The following is a 15,317-nucleotide window of genomic DNA, read 5'->3' as shown; positions in this document are numbered from 1 at the left end:
AAGCGGGTTGACCGCACGGAACGTGTCACGTCATTCCGCGGGTGGTCCCGAGGCCGCTTTCGCGCTCACCGGACAAGGATCTCCCCCTCCATTCCGGCCCCGGCGTGGTAGGCACAGACGAACGGGTACCGGCCGCTACGGGTGAAGTGGAGCCGGATGCTGCCGTGCCGCCCGCCGTTGAGGTTGTCCATGCCGGAACCTGCGCGCTCGTCCCGGCCTTGCAGGGTGAGGGTGTGCGGCGTGCCGCCGGTGTTCCGCACGGTGATCACCAATGGCCCCGGGCGGGCTCGTATGTGTGAGGGGAAGAAGCGCTGCCGGTCGTCCACGGTGACAGTGATCCGCTGTACCCCGTCCGTGCCCTTCTTCGCGGTGCCGGTCGCAGGCAGGCCGGTCGGCCCGGCTGCCGGGCCTGCGTACGGTGGAGCGCTCTCTCCGGCGGGCTGTTCGAGGCAGCCGGTGGCCAGCAGGAATACCGCAGCCACCAACCCCGTCCAGCGTGCAGCCGCGAGGTCACGTCGCTGGGGCATCGTCGGCCTCCTCACTCGTGCGGTGGGCGTGCAGTTCCCTGCGCAGGAGCAACGGCAGCGCTACGAGCAGGCCGAAGCCCAGCGCTGAGATCAGCAGTACCTGCGCCCGGTCCAGCCAGTCCGGGCCGGCGAACGGTGCCGAGGAGCGCCACAGCACTCCGATGTCGGCGAGACCACTGAGCGAGGCGACCACCGGTCCCGCCGTCGCGGCCCACCAGATGCCGTCACTGCGGCCGCGCAGCAGGAGGAGGCCACCTGTCACGAGCGCTGCCCAGCACGGGAGTTGACCCCAGTTTCCGGTGACGAAGGTGTTCAGCTTGTCACCGCTGGTCCCTGCCACGGTGGCGGAGATGAGAGCGGAGTGCCACACGTCGAGAACGGCCAGTGCGAGGGCGGCGACCGCAAGCAATCGCAGCGGACTCCGCCGCCGGGCCGCCGCGACCGTGCCGGCGAACAGGAGTACCCCCACAGCGGCATACGGCCAGGGGGACGGCCCCGGTACCCACTGCAGCTCTCCCTCGACGGCGGTCCGCAGGCCGCCCTGCTCCAGCACGACCGTCCAGGCGGCGATTCGGTGGAAGCTGTCCGGCGCCGATACCACCGCGGGCGGCAGGCTGCCGGACATCCAGTGGATCCGGTGGTCGTGCCAGCGTGCCACCGGCTCACCGGAGACCTTCCGCCACACCGGTGCCTTCCGTGCATCGACCCCGGCGGGCACCTCGGTCCGGCCGTAGCGGTCCGCATTGAGATAGGTGGCCGGTGACTGCCGGTTCTCGTGGACGCCGGACGGCCCCACCCGCAGGTACGGCTCGCCCGTATAACCCTGGACGATCACGTCGGACGGGGAGGTGTTCCGCAGTTCCAGCCGGCTGCCGTTCTCCACCACACTCAGCCGTACCCCGGGTGGCAGGGCCGAAGGGTGCAGCACGGTGCGGAAGTTCGTCGAGCCCGCACCGGCGACGCTGTGCGCGGACGCCGGGGTGATCGGCAACAGCACCGCGAGCATCGTGATCAGGGCCACCACGGCCGACCGTGCGAGGCGGGGGCCTCTCATCGGCGCACCTCCACGGTGTGCGAAACCTCGGCCGTCTCGATGTCGGAGGTGCGCAGCGACACCGACAGCCGCCAGGCGCCGGCCATGGGCAGCACCGTTCCCGCGCTCACATAGTGGCCTGGACCGGCCGGGGACAGCCGCACGGGCAGGGGGCCGATCTCCCGGCCGGCAAGCGTGAGTCGGGCCTCGACCGCGTCGACCGCGCGCTGCATCCCCTTGCCGTCCAGTACAGAGAGATGGATGACCGTGGGGCCGACCCGGGGAGGGTCGATCACGACCTGTGCGGTGCCGCGGTCCGTGCCGGTGTCGTAGCGCATACTCGCGCTCATCGGGCGGGCGAGCGCGTCACGGGCCGGCCGGGTGCCGACCAGGGTCGTGGTGATCACCAGCACCGCAGCCACCAGCACACACTCCGCAACGATGACGTTGCGCAGCCGTCGCAGTACGGGGACGCCGTGCGCGGCGTGGAAGCGGTGCAGCCGGCGACGGGCCGCACCGCCCAGTCCCACCAGCAGGACGACACCGCCCGTCTTGGCCAGCAGCAGTTGGCCATAGGGGGTGGTGGTCAGGCCGTCGAAGGACAGCCCCGTCTGACGCCAGCTCTGATACGCACCGGTGATGACGAGTGTCGCCATGCAGCCCAGCGCCAACGGTGAGAAGCGACGTGCCGCACCGACAACTGCCGTGCTGTCGACCGCGGTTCCCGACGTGTCCGTGCCTCGACGCCGGACCAGCACGGCGAGCAGCACCGTCAAGCCGCCCACCCACACTGCCATCGCCACCAGATGCACCACATCCATCAGAAGCGCCGCCGGTATCTGCGCTCCGACCGCCATGTGTCCCGAGGCCGCCCAGGTCACCGCGAGGGTGACGGCGATCAGTCCCAGCGGCGGAACGACACGCCAGGGACGCGGCCGCTGCGTGCTACCTGCTGCCCACGGAAGACACAGCAGCAGGTGTGCCGTCGCCATCAGCAGCAGCGCGCGGAAGCCGAGCGCGGTGCCGATCCGGGTGTGCACGGTGGCGGTCAGCACTGCTGGATCGAACGCGGCGGTCGGCCCCAGCCCGGCACCGTAAGGTCCCTGCAGGAGCAGTTGCCCCAGAGTGGCGACCAGGAGCAGGCCCCCGCCTGCCGCCGTCAGCCGCCGGGCCCGGCGTGGCAGTACGTACCCGCTGGGCCAGCACACGAGGCAGAACACCGCGCCGCCGATCATCAGGGCGAAGCCGGAGTACGCGGCGAACCGGGTCGACGCGTGAAGAGCCGAGACCACCGGACTCCCGACGTCGGAGGCGACCGGCGCCGAGGGACGAGTCGGCGTCCCTACGGAGAACGTGAATGCACCCTGCACGGGGTGGGAGTCGGCCGACACCACTCTCCAGGCGACCGTGTAGGTGCCATGGGCCGACGCGTTGCGGACCCCGGCAACGATCTCCCGGTCCGAGGCTCCGTGCCTGCTGGTGCCGGCATCCGCCCGTGAGCCGTCCGGGCCATAGACCTTCATGGAGCCGATTCCGGCCTCCACCGGTTCGCTGAAGGTCGCGCCCACCTGGTGAGGCACCGTGGACAGGCGCGCGGAGGCGCCGGGCGTGGTGGCGACGAGCGACGCGTGTGCCTGCGCCGCGGTGGCCGGGCCGGCCAGCGCGAGCAGCACCCCCAGCAGCACCGCCGCCGCGGCGCGGCGCCGTCCCGCCCGACCGGAGGGCGGCCGCTCGGTAGCGCGCTGCTGCCTGGTCAGTTTCCGTGCAGGTTTCCCTATGGGAGGGCAGTGGATTGCAAGGAGCATCTCGTCAGGCCTCCAGCAGACGCTGACCGATGTACTCGTCCGGACGGCAGCCGCCCGGGACCGCGTACAGGCCGCTGGCCTCGTGGCGGATGAAGCGGTTGAGCGCGTCGCGCTGCGCCAGTCGGCGCTGGACCGGTAGGAAGCCGCGGCGCGGATCGGCCTGCCAGGCCAGGAAGAGCAGTCCTGCGTCCGGGCCGTCGTCCCGCTGCCCGTCGTCGTACGAGTATCCGCGGCGCAGCATGGCGGCGCCGGCATTGAACTCGGGTGCGGCCAGCCGGATATGGGCATCGACGGGAATGACCGGTTCCCCGTGCGGTGTCCGCTTGCCGTAGTGCGGCGGGGTGTGCTCGCCACCTCCCGACAGCGGCGCCCCGGTGTCCTTGTGCCGGCCGATCACCCGTTGCTGTCGGTCCGTGTCGATGCCGTCCCATGCGTCGAGCAGCATGCGGATCCGCCGCATCACCAGGTAGGAGCCGCCGCGCAGCCATACGGGCCGGTCCCCGGCACCGACGAACACCTTGCCGGCGAATCCAGGGTCGGCGGGCTCGGGGTTTCGGGTGCCGTCAAGCTGGCCCATGAGGTTGCGGGGGGTGGATTTGGCGAGGGGCGCGACTCCGGGTGAGCGGGTGAAGCCGGACATCTGCCAGCGCACCGTCGCCGTGCCGCGTGCCAGGCGGATCAACGACCGGGCGGCGTGGAAGCACACCAAAGCGTCGTCCGCGCACACTTGGAGCAGCAGGTCGCCGTCGCTGCGGGCGTGGTCGATCCGCTCGCCCGGAAAAGCGGGAAGCGGGGCCAGTTGCTCGGGGCGTTGTCGCTGCAGTCCCGTCTTGGTGAACATCGAGGCGCCGAACCCGAAGGTGAGGGTGAGTGAGGACGGACCCGAACCCAGCGCGGACGCGTCGTCGCCGGGCACCGGCACACCGGCCGTGAGCCGCGCCGCCGCCTCGGTCCAGGCGCGCATCAGCCGGGCGAGCGCGGTGCGTCCCGCGTTGCCGGCCAGGTCCAGGGCGAGCAGGGTCAGCCTGGCCTGGGCCGGGGTGGTGATACCCGCCTGGTGGGTGCCGTGCCAGGGAACCGTGCGACGACCGAGTTCGGTCGGTGCGACCTCCTGCGGCTCGCTGTCACGGCCCGCCTTCCACACGGCCCCACCGGCGCCCACAGCCGTTCCCGCCACCCCTGCGGCGGCCAGGGCCCCCAGGAAGTGCCGCCTGTTCCGCTCAGGCGCGGCGCGCTCCTCGGAGTGTGCCGCGGACGGGGCGGCGGCGGACCGCTCCCGGCTCTCGCTGTTGTGCAATGTCCTGTGCCTCTCTCCGTACGTTTCCTGATCGGTCCGCGTCGCCGATCAGCCGGTGCGGCCGCCCCGAGCCGACATGCGTCGGCCGGTCGCATTGAGCGCGAGGAACAGGCCGAAGGAGCCGAGCCCCAGGGCGGCCAGCGCGATCAGCAGCCCGGTCGTGCCGATCGCCCGTGCGGTGCCGTCGGACGCGAGATCGGACGCCGGGGCCGGGGACGGGCTCGGTGCCGGGCTCTGCCGGGCGGGGCCGTTGGCGTGTTCGGAACCGTGCTGGTGGCCGCCACCGTCCTGGGGCCCGGTCAGGCGCAGAACAGGGGCGGGATGCTGCGGGTCGTGCGCGCCAGGGGAATCCTCGATCCACCGGACGACCTCGCCGTCGGCGTAGGTCTGCACCGCTTTGAAGACCAGGGCGTCGGTGTCGGTCGGCAGCGTGCCGAGTACCACGTCGAAGCGCTGGAACTGTTGGGGGGCGATGGTTCCGCCGCTCCACGTGATCTTCGAAACGGCTTCCGTCAACCGGCCGTGTCCGGACTCCACCGGCTTGGCCAACTTCTTCTTCTCCAGCCGCACCTTCCATCCCGGCACCGGTCGCGTCGAGACCAGCGACAGCGGGGTGTCGGGGTCGAGGTACACCTCGACCTTGGTCGTCGCCGAGGTGTCGTTCTCGTTCGGCACTTGGAAGGCGACGGTGCTGACGCCACCCTTCTCAGCCGTACCCGGCTGGACCGTCACATGCGCAGCGGCAGGGCCCGCCGCGATGAGGACGGCGGCGCCGGCAGCGGTAGCCGGCAGGAACAGACGTGCCGGGACACGTGTCTTTCTGAACAACGCAGTTCTCCAGTGGGTGCAGTACGGGATGAGCAGACGGGCGTGGCGGCCGGGGAGCATGCTCAGCACGGGACGACGGGAGTCTCGGCACTCGCCGACGGGGGCTGGGGAGGAGCCCCGCCGAGCCGGGCCACGGATGCGATCAGCGCTCCGGCCAGCCCGCCGAGAAGGACGCTCCAGGTGATGACACCTGTCCACATCTCCAGGTGCATGCCGATGCCGGACGTCAGGTGGACGAGGGTGAAGTAGGCGCTCGTCCACGCCAGAGCTCCGCCGCACCCCACGAGCGCCAAGGATGCCGTTCCGCCCCGATCGGGCCGGAGCCCCCGCGTGAGCAGGTCGACGGCCAGGCCGGCCAGCGTAAAGGCACCGATGCGCGGCGCGCCGCCGAACCCATCGGCAACCTGGGTCAGCGTGGCCACCAGGGTCCAGGTCAGCGTGAAGGTGCCGAGAGGAGTCCGCCAGCGGCGGGACACCAGCAGTGCCGGCAGCAGCAGGATCGCCAACGTCACGAACAGGCTTGCCAGGCTGGTCTCCTGGACGAATTGGCTGATCGTGTCGGCCTCGTTGCTGCCGGGCATCCATACGACGGGGAGCGTGTCGAGGGACCGCGCCCACGAGGTGATGTCCTTGCCGACGCCCTCCTCACCCGCCGCGCCCCAGTAGCCGAAGCAGAAAGCGATCAGACCTGACGACCAGGCGAGCGACAGCGTCACCGGAAGGAACGTCCTGGCACCGGGCCCGGCCCCGTCCGGCGGGTCCGCCCGGCTCCATGCGGCGACCAGAGGTGCACTGAGGATCAGGAAGATCCCGGTGAAGAGCAGCAGATGTGAGGGGCTGAACAGCGCGTCCAGGTCCTGCTCGATACCGAACAGCGTGTGCCAGACGACGTCCCCGGCACCGCCTTCGGCGAAGATGAGCAGTCCGGCCACCGCGCCCCCGTAGCCGGCCGGAATCGCGGAGAGCCCGGCGTATCCGGCCCGCACATTGCGCCAGGTGTGCCAGAGGATCCATCCTGCCGTCGCGGCGAAGCCGGAGTAGAAGATCGCATGCCAGGGGGTGAAGAAGTTCTCCTGCTGCAAGTTGAGGTTCCGATGTGCGAACCCGTCGACGAAGAGCCCGGTCAGCAGCCACATGCCGAAGCCCACCGTCCCGAGATCGGTCCGGTACGTGGCACGCGGCCGCTCCCGCTTCAGCCCGGAGAGCCAACGACGGTCTCCGTGCACCCTCGGGCCTCGTCGTGGGCCGTTGTGTCGGGATGCCGGCGGGGCCGCGGCCCCGCCGTGCCGGCCATGAATGGTCATGCGATGTCCTTAGGGCTCCTGCGGGATGCGTCTGACGAGACCTCAGTCGATCAGTGCCATGTGATTCCACTGGCGCGACGTCCGTGAAGCGCTCATGAAGTCGTCATGGCCCGCCGACGCTGCTGCACCCGCTCCCGATGACGGGCCGCCGCGGCGTCACGCCTCACCCGGGCTTCACGTCTGCCACCGCGGGGACCACATCCCGCTGCGCTTGGCTGACGGCCCGGCCGACAACGGTTCGTCCCCCTCCGGAGAATCCCTCGCGCTCAACGAACACGAGTGGTTCCGGGAGATCCGACGGGACGGGTGGGAGGCGTGGGGCGGCGAGCCCGTCGTGCTGAACGCGGTCCTGCAGCGCATCAAGAACGCCACCGGCGAGCGGGAGAACCCCGAGTGGCTCGACACCATGATCGCGCCCGGTGCCGGCAACTGGGTCACGGAACGGAGCGCCGCCGGGCGGTGGGCGAGGCGCGGAGCCGACACCGCGCACGCCCGGCACGACACCTCCGCGGTACGCAGTCGCTCACTCGGGGCCTCGCTCTCCTACCCACCGGCCGCCTACCCGGAGCACGGGAAGTCGGCACCGGAAAAGGGCCCCGGCTTCATCGAGAATCTGCCACCGATGACCCGGCGGCTCTCGCCGCACGGTATGGCGCCCCTGCCGAGGACACCGAGCCGCGGGCAGGGGGCACTGCCCGCCGCTGCAGGAGCGGGACGCGGCGGTGCGGTCCTGGTGCGAACGAAAGCTGCAAGTCACCACCGGGCGGTCCATGCCCGATGAGCGAACCCGGCGCCGCCGGCGGGGACACCTGTCCCCGCCGGGCCGGGGCCACCGGGCCGAAGGGGTTCAAGAAGACCCAGGGCTCTCACTCATGGCCGGACCGGGCGCGCGACCAGCCGGTAGCCGACGTTGCGGACCGTGCCGATGAAGCGTGGCTGCACGGCATCGTCGCCCAACTCCCGGCGGATCGTGCGGACATGGACGTCCACCACTCGCTCGTCCCCGAAGAAGTCGTACCCCCAGACGCGCTCCAGCAGTTGGCGGCGGGTGTAGACATGGCCGGGCGCCTGCGCGAGAGCCCGCAGGATGTCGAAGTCGAGCGCGGTGAGTTCGACGTGGCGGTCGCCGTCGACGACCACCATGCGGCGGTCCGGGTCGACGAGCAGCCCGTCGAAGCGCAGCGTGCCCCCGTCCGCCTCCGCCGCCGCGTCGTGGGCGGTGGCGCGGCGCAGGATCGCGCGTGCTCTCAGGGCGAGTTCCCGCGCGCTGAACGGCTTGGTGACGTAGTCGTCGCCGCCCGCGGTGAAGCCGACGACACGGTCGATCTCCTCGACGCGGGCGGTCAGCAGGATGACCGGGACGTCACTCGTCTCCCGGAGCATGCGCAGCACGTCGAAACCGTCGAGCCCGGGGAGCATGACGTCCAGGACCACCAGATCCGGTTTGTCGTCCAGCGCGGCACGCAGCCCGCTGGGGCCGTCCGCGGCCTCGGTCACCGTGAATCCGTCGGCTTCGAGGTAGCCGCGGACCACCATCCGGATCTTGGCTTCGTCATCCACGACGAGTACCCGTTGCGGCGCCATGGCCGTCACTATGCCACGCCGGGCGTGGCCCGCCCGGCCGGCTCTGTTCTGGGAATTGCTGTGGTCACAGCCCCTATCGAAGCAGTCGAATACCAAGCCGGTACGTCGAGGGGTGTGAAGCTCGTATGAAAGGGCCGCTGCCACCGCGGGCGCACCGCCGGAAGGCGTCCGGACGATCGGCGGCCCTGCGGATCGGCGGGTCGCCTCGCTACCGGGTCGGTCCGGGCAGCCGGACGCGGAACACCGCTCCCTTGCCCGGGCCAACCGAGCGGGCGGTGATCTCGCCACCGTGGGCATGGACGATGCCGCGGGCGATGGTCAGCCCGATGCCACTGCCGGCCGCCGGTGCCGGCCGGTCGGCGCGTTCGACCCGTTCGAAGCGGTGGAAGATCCGCTCCAGATCTTCCTCGGCGATGCCCACGCCGGTATCGACGACGGTGATCACCGCTCCGGCACCCGCCCGTGCCACCGTGATCTCGACCCGGCCGCCCGGTTCGGTGGCGGCGAGCGCGTTGCCCAGCAGATTGGTGACCACCTGCGCGAGGCGTTCTTCGTCGGCCTCGGCCCGGACCGGTACCGGCACCCGGACCTGGAGCTCGACGCCCTGGTCGGCGAACTGCGGACGCAGCCGCTCCGCTGCCCGCAGCGCCATGGCGCCGAGATCCAGCTCGGCGCGTTCGAGGCGGAAGGCTCCTTCCTCGACCCGGGAGAGGCTGGAGAGATCCCCGGTGAGCCGCTGGAGGCGGGCGATGTCGTCTGTCAGAGAGGCGAAGAGCTCGTTCGTCGGTGGGAAGACACCATCGACGAGGCCGTCGAGCTGCCCGCGCAGGGTGGTGAGCGGGGTACGCATCTCGTGCGCGACCTCGGAGACGAGCCGTGCCCTCCGCCGTTCCACATCCGCCAGTTCCGCGGAGAGCCGGTTGACGCCGGACACCAGCCGACGCAGCTCCGGCTCGCTGGGCAGCGGCATCTGCTCGCCGTAGTGCCCGGCCGCCATGTGACGGGTAGCGGCACGGATCCGGTCCAGCGAACGCAGCAGCAGCCGGGAGAGCACCGCCGCGGCCACCACGGCGACGGCGAGACCCAGCAGCAACGCGATGGTCAGCACCTCGTTGAATGCTCGCTCGATCTCGTGGGAGGGCACCAGGCCCGTCCGCTGGTCCCCCTCGGGCTCGAAGCCGGCCGGCACCAGAAGAGGCGCCACCGCGAGCATGACGACGACCGAGATCAGTGCGGCCGCCAGATGGGAGAGGAAAAGCCGCTTGCGCAGGCTTACCCGGCACCACCACGGACCGCCCGACGACCGCATCACCGCTGGGCCTCCTTTCTCGCTCCCCCACCGCACCGGTCTCGTGGTGGCAATCCTGCCTGTCGCGCCGGCTGGGTGCGCTCCTCCGGAGCCGGTCACCGTGCGGCCGCGCGAAAGCCCGGCCGGGCGACGAAGGCCGCGCACAGCAGCCCCGCGCTCGACACCAGGTGCACGGTCAACGCCATGATGTTCGGAGCGGCGGTGCCCGCAGCAGCGACCCCGCTCCACATCGCCGCCACATAGCCGAGCACCGCCGCCAGCATCGTCCGCCACAGCTGCACGGTACGAGCAGCCGGGCCGGCGAACAGCCCCAACACGATCACCGCGAAGGCCGCCACCGAGACCAGCGACTCCCGCGCCATGTGGTACTGCACGTGCCGGCTTCCGTCGTCGAGCCCTGGGATCAGATACGCGGGATCGGCGATATGCCCCACGGTCTGGAAAAGACTGATCGCGCCGGCCGTCAGTCCCAGTAGTCCCAGACGGCGGGCCAGCCGCATACGGGCGTCCACCCGGGCGTCGCGGTAGCGGGTCGGGCGGATCGTAGTGATCATGCTTGCCTCGGTTTCTCGTCGCGCCGGGCGAGATGTCGCACGGATGGAGCGGGTCCCGTCACCCAGTGAAGAGGGTGCCCGCGAAGCGGATGCGTGGGCGCGCATGAAGAGGGTGTGAAGACGCACCGCACCGCCGGTGGTGTCGAGGGCCAGGACATGGCATCCCTGCGGGAGCGCCGGCGCCCGAGGAATCACACCTGCCATATGAGCCGCTGACGGCGAAAGCTGCCGCAGCACCGGGTGCTGCGGCAGCAGGTCACCCGCCCTTCCCAGGACGTCCCGGCCGGGGCGGCGTCATCGGCCGGGATGCGCGGCGGCGAGCAGCTCCGCAGCTCCTCGTCGGCCGCTCTCGATCGCGCCGTCGATGAAGCCCGGCCAGCGCCGGGCGGTGGCCGCCCCGGCGAAGTGGACGCGGCCTTCGGGCTTGGCCAGATCCTTTTCGTAGATGCTGATTTGACCGGCGCGGAAGGTGGTCCAGGTACCGCGGGACCACTTGTCGTCGACCCATGCGTGGGTCCTGACCGCGACCACTTCGGCGTCGGGTGCGAATTCGCGCACCGCCCGCTGGACGTCGGCGGTGTCCTCGCCGTCGACCCGGTCGTGTTCGGGGGCGAAACAGACGAGCACCACTCCGTCGGGTGTGGTGCCCATCGCCCCGACGTAGTCGAAGGCGGTGTTCCACCCGAAGCCGCTCAGGTCCTCGGGCACCTCGCGGGCGAGTGCCCACACCTTCTGCCCCTGTCCGGCGTGGTTCTCGGCCGAGATGGCGAACTTGGCTTCGGAGAGCGCCGGTGTGAAGGCGATCTGGCGCTGCACGCCGATGGGCACCGTGACCAGGACGCGCCCAGCGGTGATCGCGCCTCCGGCGTACCGGACCAGTACGCCGTCAGCCTGCTGACGCACTTCGGCCACCGGCGCGGACAGCCGCAGGTGTGCGCCGTGGGCCCGGGCGTCCGCGGCGATGGCATCGACAAGCCTCGTGGTACCGCCGACGAAGGTGTGGCCGAGCAGGCTCGCCTGAAACATGCCCCATATCGAGTGGTCCATCGCGGCGATCCAGCGCAGGATGTCCAGCGCCGACCCCTCATCCGGCCGGGCGCTACCGCACCCGGAGAACCAGGACACGACGAGCTCACGGACGGTGCCGGTGAATCCCGTCCGGTCGGCCCACTCCTCGATGGAGACATCGAGGTCGGCCAGTCCCTGCTCGGACAGCGGCCGGGAGAGGTCCAGCCGGGTGCTGGCCTCGATCAGCCGACGCATGGCCTGTTCGAGCCGGCCGAGCTCCGCAGGCGGGACGGGGAGCAGCGAATCCACCAGCTTTCCGCCGTCGGACCACGTCATGCGGGCCGGCAGCTCGCATTCCGTGGTCGTGAGGGCATAGCGGGCCAGCTCCTCGAAGACAAAGGTCTGTTGCGGGACCACCCAGGTTCCGCCCATCTCCAGCCCGTAGCCGGGAAAGCCGTCCGGCAGGTACCAGGTCCGCCCGCCGATGCGGTCGCGGGCTTCCAGGAGGAGCACCCGCTCCCCGGCTTCGGCAAGGTCACGTGCTGCGATGAGGCCGGAGAAACCGGCGCCGATGACAACAGCGTCGTAGCGATCCACGGGATGTGTTACCTCTCGTTGTGCGATGGGATCCGGGAATGTTTCCGGGGTCCGGGCGTGGGCGTCAGCCGCGAGCCTGCCGGGGCTCCGGCATCGGGTAGGCGGCGGCCGGGGAGCCCGGATGCGGCCTCGGCCGCCGGGACAGTGCGGTCAGGGTGAGGTAGGCCGCAGCGGTGACCGCGCCGGACAGCAGGAAGCTGAAGTCGACACCGCCGGTCAGGCGCAGGAGCGGCCCCTGGTAAAAGGTGGTGTCGACCGCGAGCAGGCCGATGAGCGCCCCGGCCGTCCACGCGGCGGTGGCAGCGGGGTTCCAGCCGCCGGTGAACCAGTAAATGCCGCCCCGGGACCGGCGGTTGTACACCTGGAGGGCGTCGGCGTCGTAGCGGCCTCGGCAGCGCAGGAAGCCGATCAAAGTGATCACAGCCCATGGAGTGCCGACCGAGGTGAGCATCAGGACGAAGGCGGTGACGAAGTCCAGCGCGTTCCAGGCGAAGTGGCCCACGAAGACCAGGACGGTTCCGGTCACACCGACGGCAACCGTGGCCTGGAGACGACTGAGCCGAGGCACGATGGCGTCGAGGTCGAGGCCCATGCTGTAGAGGAGAAGGCCACCGTTGCCGATGCTGCCGAACACGCCGGTGAGTGCGAGCGGGAGCAGGAACCACGTCGGCGCCGCTGCGACCAGCGCGCCGATGAAGTCATCGCCGGCACCGGCCGCCACCGCGGTGAAGGTGCCGAAGAGTTGCGGGATCAGCAGGCCGAGCACCAGCCCCAGGCTGGTGGCGCCCAGGACGCGGGCATTGGAGTGGCGGGCCGGTGAGAGGTAGCGGGTGTAGTCGCCCAGGATGGTGATGAAGGCGACCGGTCCGCTGATGCCGGCGGCGACCACCGCCAGCAGCCAGGTGGTCCAGAAGTCGCCGAGCAGATAGTCGCCGCCCGAGCCGCTTGCCCACACGGCACCGAGGTCACCGGAGTAGGCCCAGAGGCCCAGCACCAGCAACACGGTCATGGAACAAGTAAGCCACCGCCCCAAACGGACGAGTACTTTGAAGCCGTAGACGGCCGCGACCACCGTGCATCCGGCGATCACCGCGTAGGTGGCTCCGTGCGCCGGTCCGCCGGCAGGAAGGCCGGCCAAGCGGTGGAGCGAGGCTACGACCGCGTCGCCGCCGGTCCACAGCGTCAGTGCGGTGTAGCCGAGCGAGAGCAGCAGACCGATACCCGAACCGAGCAACCGGCCGCGCACCCCGAAGTGAGCGCCGCTGCTGGTGGAGAGGTTGGTGCGGGTTCGCATCGAGATCAGCGCGAGCGGGGCCACCAACGCGGTGCCGATGAGCGTGCCGACCACGATCGAGGCAACGCTGGGCCAGAACCCCAGGCCGAAGGAGACCGGGAGCCAGCCAAAGATGATCACGCCGAAGCAGAGGTTGGTACCGACCAGGACGTTCACCACATCGCGCGGCCGCCCGGACTGTTCCCGCTCGGGGATCGCATCGACCCCGTGCGTCTCGACGCGGATGGTCCCAGCGGATGGAGCCTCGTACATCATGGGTAACCTCCAGGAGGCGCACGGAACTGTCGTTCCGCTTGTCAGGGGGTAAGCGTCGAACGCTTCCCGCTCGCAGGGGATACGGCGATCGTCCGAAGAGCGCGAGACCCGTTGTACGAGTGCACACCCCCAGGTCAGCCGACCGGTCCGGGAGGAGCGCCGGAACTCCGGTCGTCCGCTTCACCCGCACCCAGGGGTCGGGGTTGCGCTCAGAACAGGTCGAGCGCCCGGACCGCGAGGTAGAGATCGACGCGGTCGACGGTGCGCGCCAGCCTCAACCCCGTCATCTCCTCCACGCGGTGCATCCGGTGACGAAGCGTGTTGATATGCACATGTAGATCTTGGGCGGTCTCCTGCCACCGGCCACCGGACTCCAGGAACGCCGCCAGCGACGACACCAGCTCGCTGCCGTGCCGGGCGTCGTGATCGAGCACCGGCCCCAGCAGAGCCCGGCAGGTAGCGGTGACCAGGGCGGGGTCCTGTGCGGTGAACAGGGACACCGGGCTGTTGAGTTGGTCATGGGTCATCCACCCGGCCGTACTGCGGGCGGCCACGGCGTCAGCGGCGTACGCCGCCTGCATCAGGCTGGCCCGCAGTTCCGTGACCGAGCCGGGCCGCCCGACACCCAGGCAGAGGCCGCCGCCGAGGGACGCGTACCAGCTCTCCGCCTGTGGCCGCACCTCACCCCGGATCCGGCAGACCGCGACCACCTCGCCTCCCCTGGGCACCGCCACACCGTCGGCGCCGAGGACGCCGTTGAGCCGGGCCGACACCTCCGCCGTCTCTCCGCCCCGCACCACCACGCCGACGAGCGGCCCCTCCGGCGGCAAGCCGAGCGAGGTGAGCCGGGTCGCCGTGCTGGGTGCGTACGAAGCGCCCGCATAGGCCCAGTCGATCAGCTCGGTGGCGTAGCGGAGCTCGGTGGCACGCACTGCCCGCAGCCGCTCGACTTCCAAGGCGATGAAGGGCATCGCCTGCGTCACCGCGGTGCGCTGCTCCACGTCCAGCTCCCCCAGCGTGCGCGGCAGCAACAGCTCGGCGTCCGCGAGGCCCTCCCCGATCAACGGCACCGCGTGCGCGTCGGCGAGGGCTTCGCCCGCAGTCACCACACCCTGCGAGCGCACCGCGACCGGCAGTCCGAGCTCCTGGGCGAGCACCCCCAGTACGGCGTCCACGCCCCTGCGGGTGCGCAGCGCGGCGACGATACGGTCGTGCTGGGCGAGGTGACGGCGGAGCGGGCCTTCCCACTCGGCCCGTTTCGCGGCGATGAACACCTCGGTGATCTCGATGAACGGCACCTCGACGGGGACGACGAAACAGGCGAGCCGGTGCCGCTCCGCAGCCGCGACCAGGCCGTCCGGGACCTCCGGGCAGTCCGGGAGCAGACCGTAGCCCACGGCGGCGGTACCGGCTTCGGCGAGCCTGCGCACGAAGTCGGCCGGGGTGATCCCGGCGGCGCGCCACGCACCAGCGGTGAGGACCACCTCACCACCGCGCAAAAAGGGGCCGGGATCCTGGACCTCGATCGTCTGCACCCAACGGATCGGGCGATCGAGGTCAGCGGCCACCCGCAGGTCCACGGCGAGACCCGGGGTGCCGACGAGGTCGCGCACGCGCACGCCTCACCACCTCGCTTCGCCGGGAACCACCTGCGCCCTTTCCGACCGGAGCCCCAGCATCGTTGATTGACCCATGTATCCGCGGTCGAGCCGCAGGCCGGCTCCGCGGCCCGACAGGTGCGGCGATCCGCACCGGGGGCGCTTGATCCGCACTGCCGGCCATGCCCTCACCGGGGGCGCCGCACGCGTCTGGACGGCAGATCCGAGAGCAAGATCGAATTTGACGTCCACGGATGCGAATTCTACCATCCGTTAAGTAAAAATGAGAAGGTCGGGCGCACACACCAGGCAGCGCCCCGAGCA

Annotated in this window: 13 protein-coding genes; 1 reads left to right on the top strand and 12 read right to left on the bottom strand. The window is 70.8% G+C overall.

Going from position 1 to position 15,317, the window contains the following annotated elements; all coding sequences use genetic code 11:
- Positions 1-65: 65 nt before the first annotated feature.
- The 6 genes from AB0411_RS17365 to AB0411_RS17340 all read right to left on the bottom strand — a co-directional run bounded on the left by AB0411_RS17365 (position 66) and on the right by AB0411_RS17340 (position 6,716).
- Positions 66-527, bottom strand: a complete 462-nt coding sequence (locus AB0411_RS17365; protein ID WP_366418146.1) for a cupredoxin domain-containing protein — start codon at positions 525-527, stop codon at positions 66-68.
- Positions 511-1,581, bottom strand: a complete 1,071-nt coding sequence (locus tag AB0411_RS17360) for a hypothetical protein (protein WP_366418145.1) — start codon at positions 1,579-1,581, stop codon at positions 511-513. The genes AB0411_RS17365 and AB0411_RS17360 overlap by 17 nt, the downstream gene beginning before the upstream one ends.
- A complete protein-coding gene (locus tag AB0411_RS17355) occupies positions 1,578-3,365 on the bottom strand; it encodes a copper resistance protein CopC (protein WP_366418144.1) in 1,788 nt (595 codons plus the stop codon). Before AB0411_RS17355 ends, AB0411_RS17360 begins: the two co-directional genes overlap by 4 nt.
- A gap of 4 nt (positions 3,366-3,369) precedes the next feature.
- Entirely contained in the window at positions 3,370-4,662 is a 1,293-nt protein-coding gene (gene efeB / locus AB0411_RS17350) for an iron uptake transporter deferrochelatase/peroxidase subunit (RefSeq protein WP_366418143.1), read from the bottom strand.
- A 48-nt stretch (positions 4,663-4,710) separates the two neighbouring features.
- The gene (locus tag AB0411_RS17345; RefSeq protein WP_403148551.1) at positions 4,711-5,490 is read right to left on the bottom strand and encodes a YcnI family copper-binding membrane protein; all 780 of its coding nucleotides are present in this window, start codon (positions 5,488-5,490) and stop codon (positions 4,711-4,713) included.
- Positions 5,491-5,552: 62 nt separating this feature from the next.
- Positions 5,553-6,716, bottom strand: a complete 1,164-nt coding sequence (locus AB0411_RS17340) for a hypothetical protein (protein ID WP_366418142.1) — start codon at positions 6,714-6,716, stop codon at positions 5,553-5,555.
- Between the two features lie 289 nt (positions 6,717-7,005).
- Between AB0411_RS17340 and AB0411_RS17335 the strand changes: the two genes are divergently transcribed.
- The gene (locus tag AB0411_RS17335) at positions 7,006-7,575 is read left to right on the top strand and encodes an alpha/beta hydrolase (protein WP_366418141.1); all 570 of its coding nucleotides are present in this window, start codon (positions 7,006-7,008) and stop codon (positions 7,573-7,575) included.
- Between the two features lie 89 nt (positions 7,576-7,664).
- Here the strand turns inward: AB0411_RS17335 and AB0411_RS17330 are convergent, their stop codons facing one another.
- The 6 genes from AB0411_RS17330 to AB0411_RS17305 all read right to left on the bottom strand — a co-directional run bounded on the left by AB0411_RS17330 (position 7,665) and on the right by AB0411_RS17305 (position 15,014).
- On the bottom strand, positions 7,665-8,378 hold the full coding sequence (locus AB0411_RS17330; RefSeq protein ID WP_366418140.1) for a response regulator transcription factor: 714 nt from the start codon (positions 8,376-8,378) through the stop codon (positions 7,665-7,667).
- Positions 8,379-8,586: 208 nt separating this feature from the next.
- Positions 8,587-9,687: a sensor histidine kinase gene (locus tag AB0411_RS17325; protein ID WP_366418246.1), complete on the bottom strand. Its 1,101-nt coding sequence runs from the start codon at positions 9,685-9,687 to the stop codon at positions 8,587-8,589.
- A gap of 95 nt (positions 9,688-9,782) precedes the next feature.
- Complete coding sequence (locus tag AB0411_RS17320; RefSeq protein ID WP_366418139.1) at positions 9,783-10,241, bottom strand: hypothetical protein; 459 nt, start codon at positions 10,239-10,241, stop codon at positions 9,783-9,785.
- A 294-nt stretch (positions 10,242-10,535) separates the two neighbouring features.
- A complete protein-coding gene (locus AB0411_RS17315; protein ID WP_366418138.1) occupies positions 10,536-11,846 on the bottom strand; it encodes a flavin monoamine oxidase family protein in 1,311 nt (436 codons plus the stop codon).
- A 64-nt stretch (positions 11,847-11,910) separates the two neighbouring features.
- Entirely contained in the window at positions 11,911-13,395 is a 1,485-nt protein-coding gene (locus AB0411_RS17310) for a purine-cytosine permease family protein (protein WP_437042348.1), read from the bottom strand.
- Between the two features lie 209 nt (positions 13,396-13,604).
- Complete coding sequence (locus tag AB0411_RS17305) at positions 13,605-15,014, bottom strand: PucR family transcriptional regulator (RefSeq protein WP_366418137.1); 1,410 nt, start codon at positions 15,012-15,014, stop codon at positions 13,605-13,607.
- Between the last annotated feature and the right edge of the window lie 303 nt (positions 15,015-15,317).

Source organism: Streptomyces angustmyceticus (assembly GCF_040701845.1).
Lineage (GTDB): Bacteria > Actinomycetota > Actinomycetes > Streptomycetales > Streptomycetaceae > Streptomyces > Streptomyces angustmyceticus_A.
This window is presented reverse-complemented; position numbering and strand designations above follow the sequence as displayed.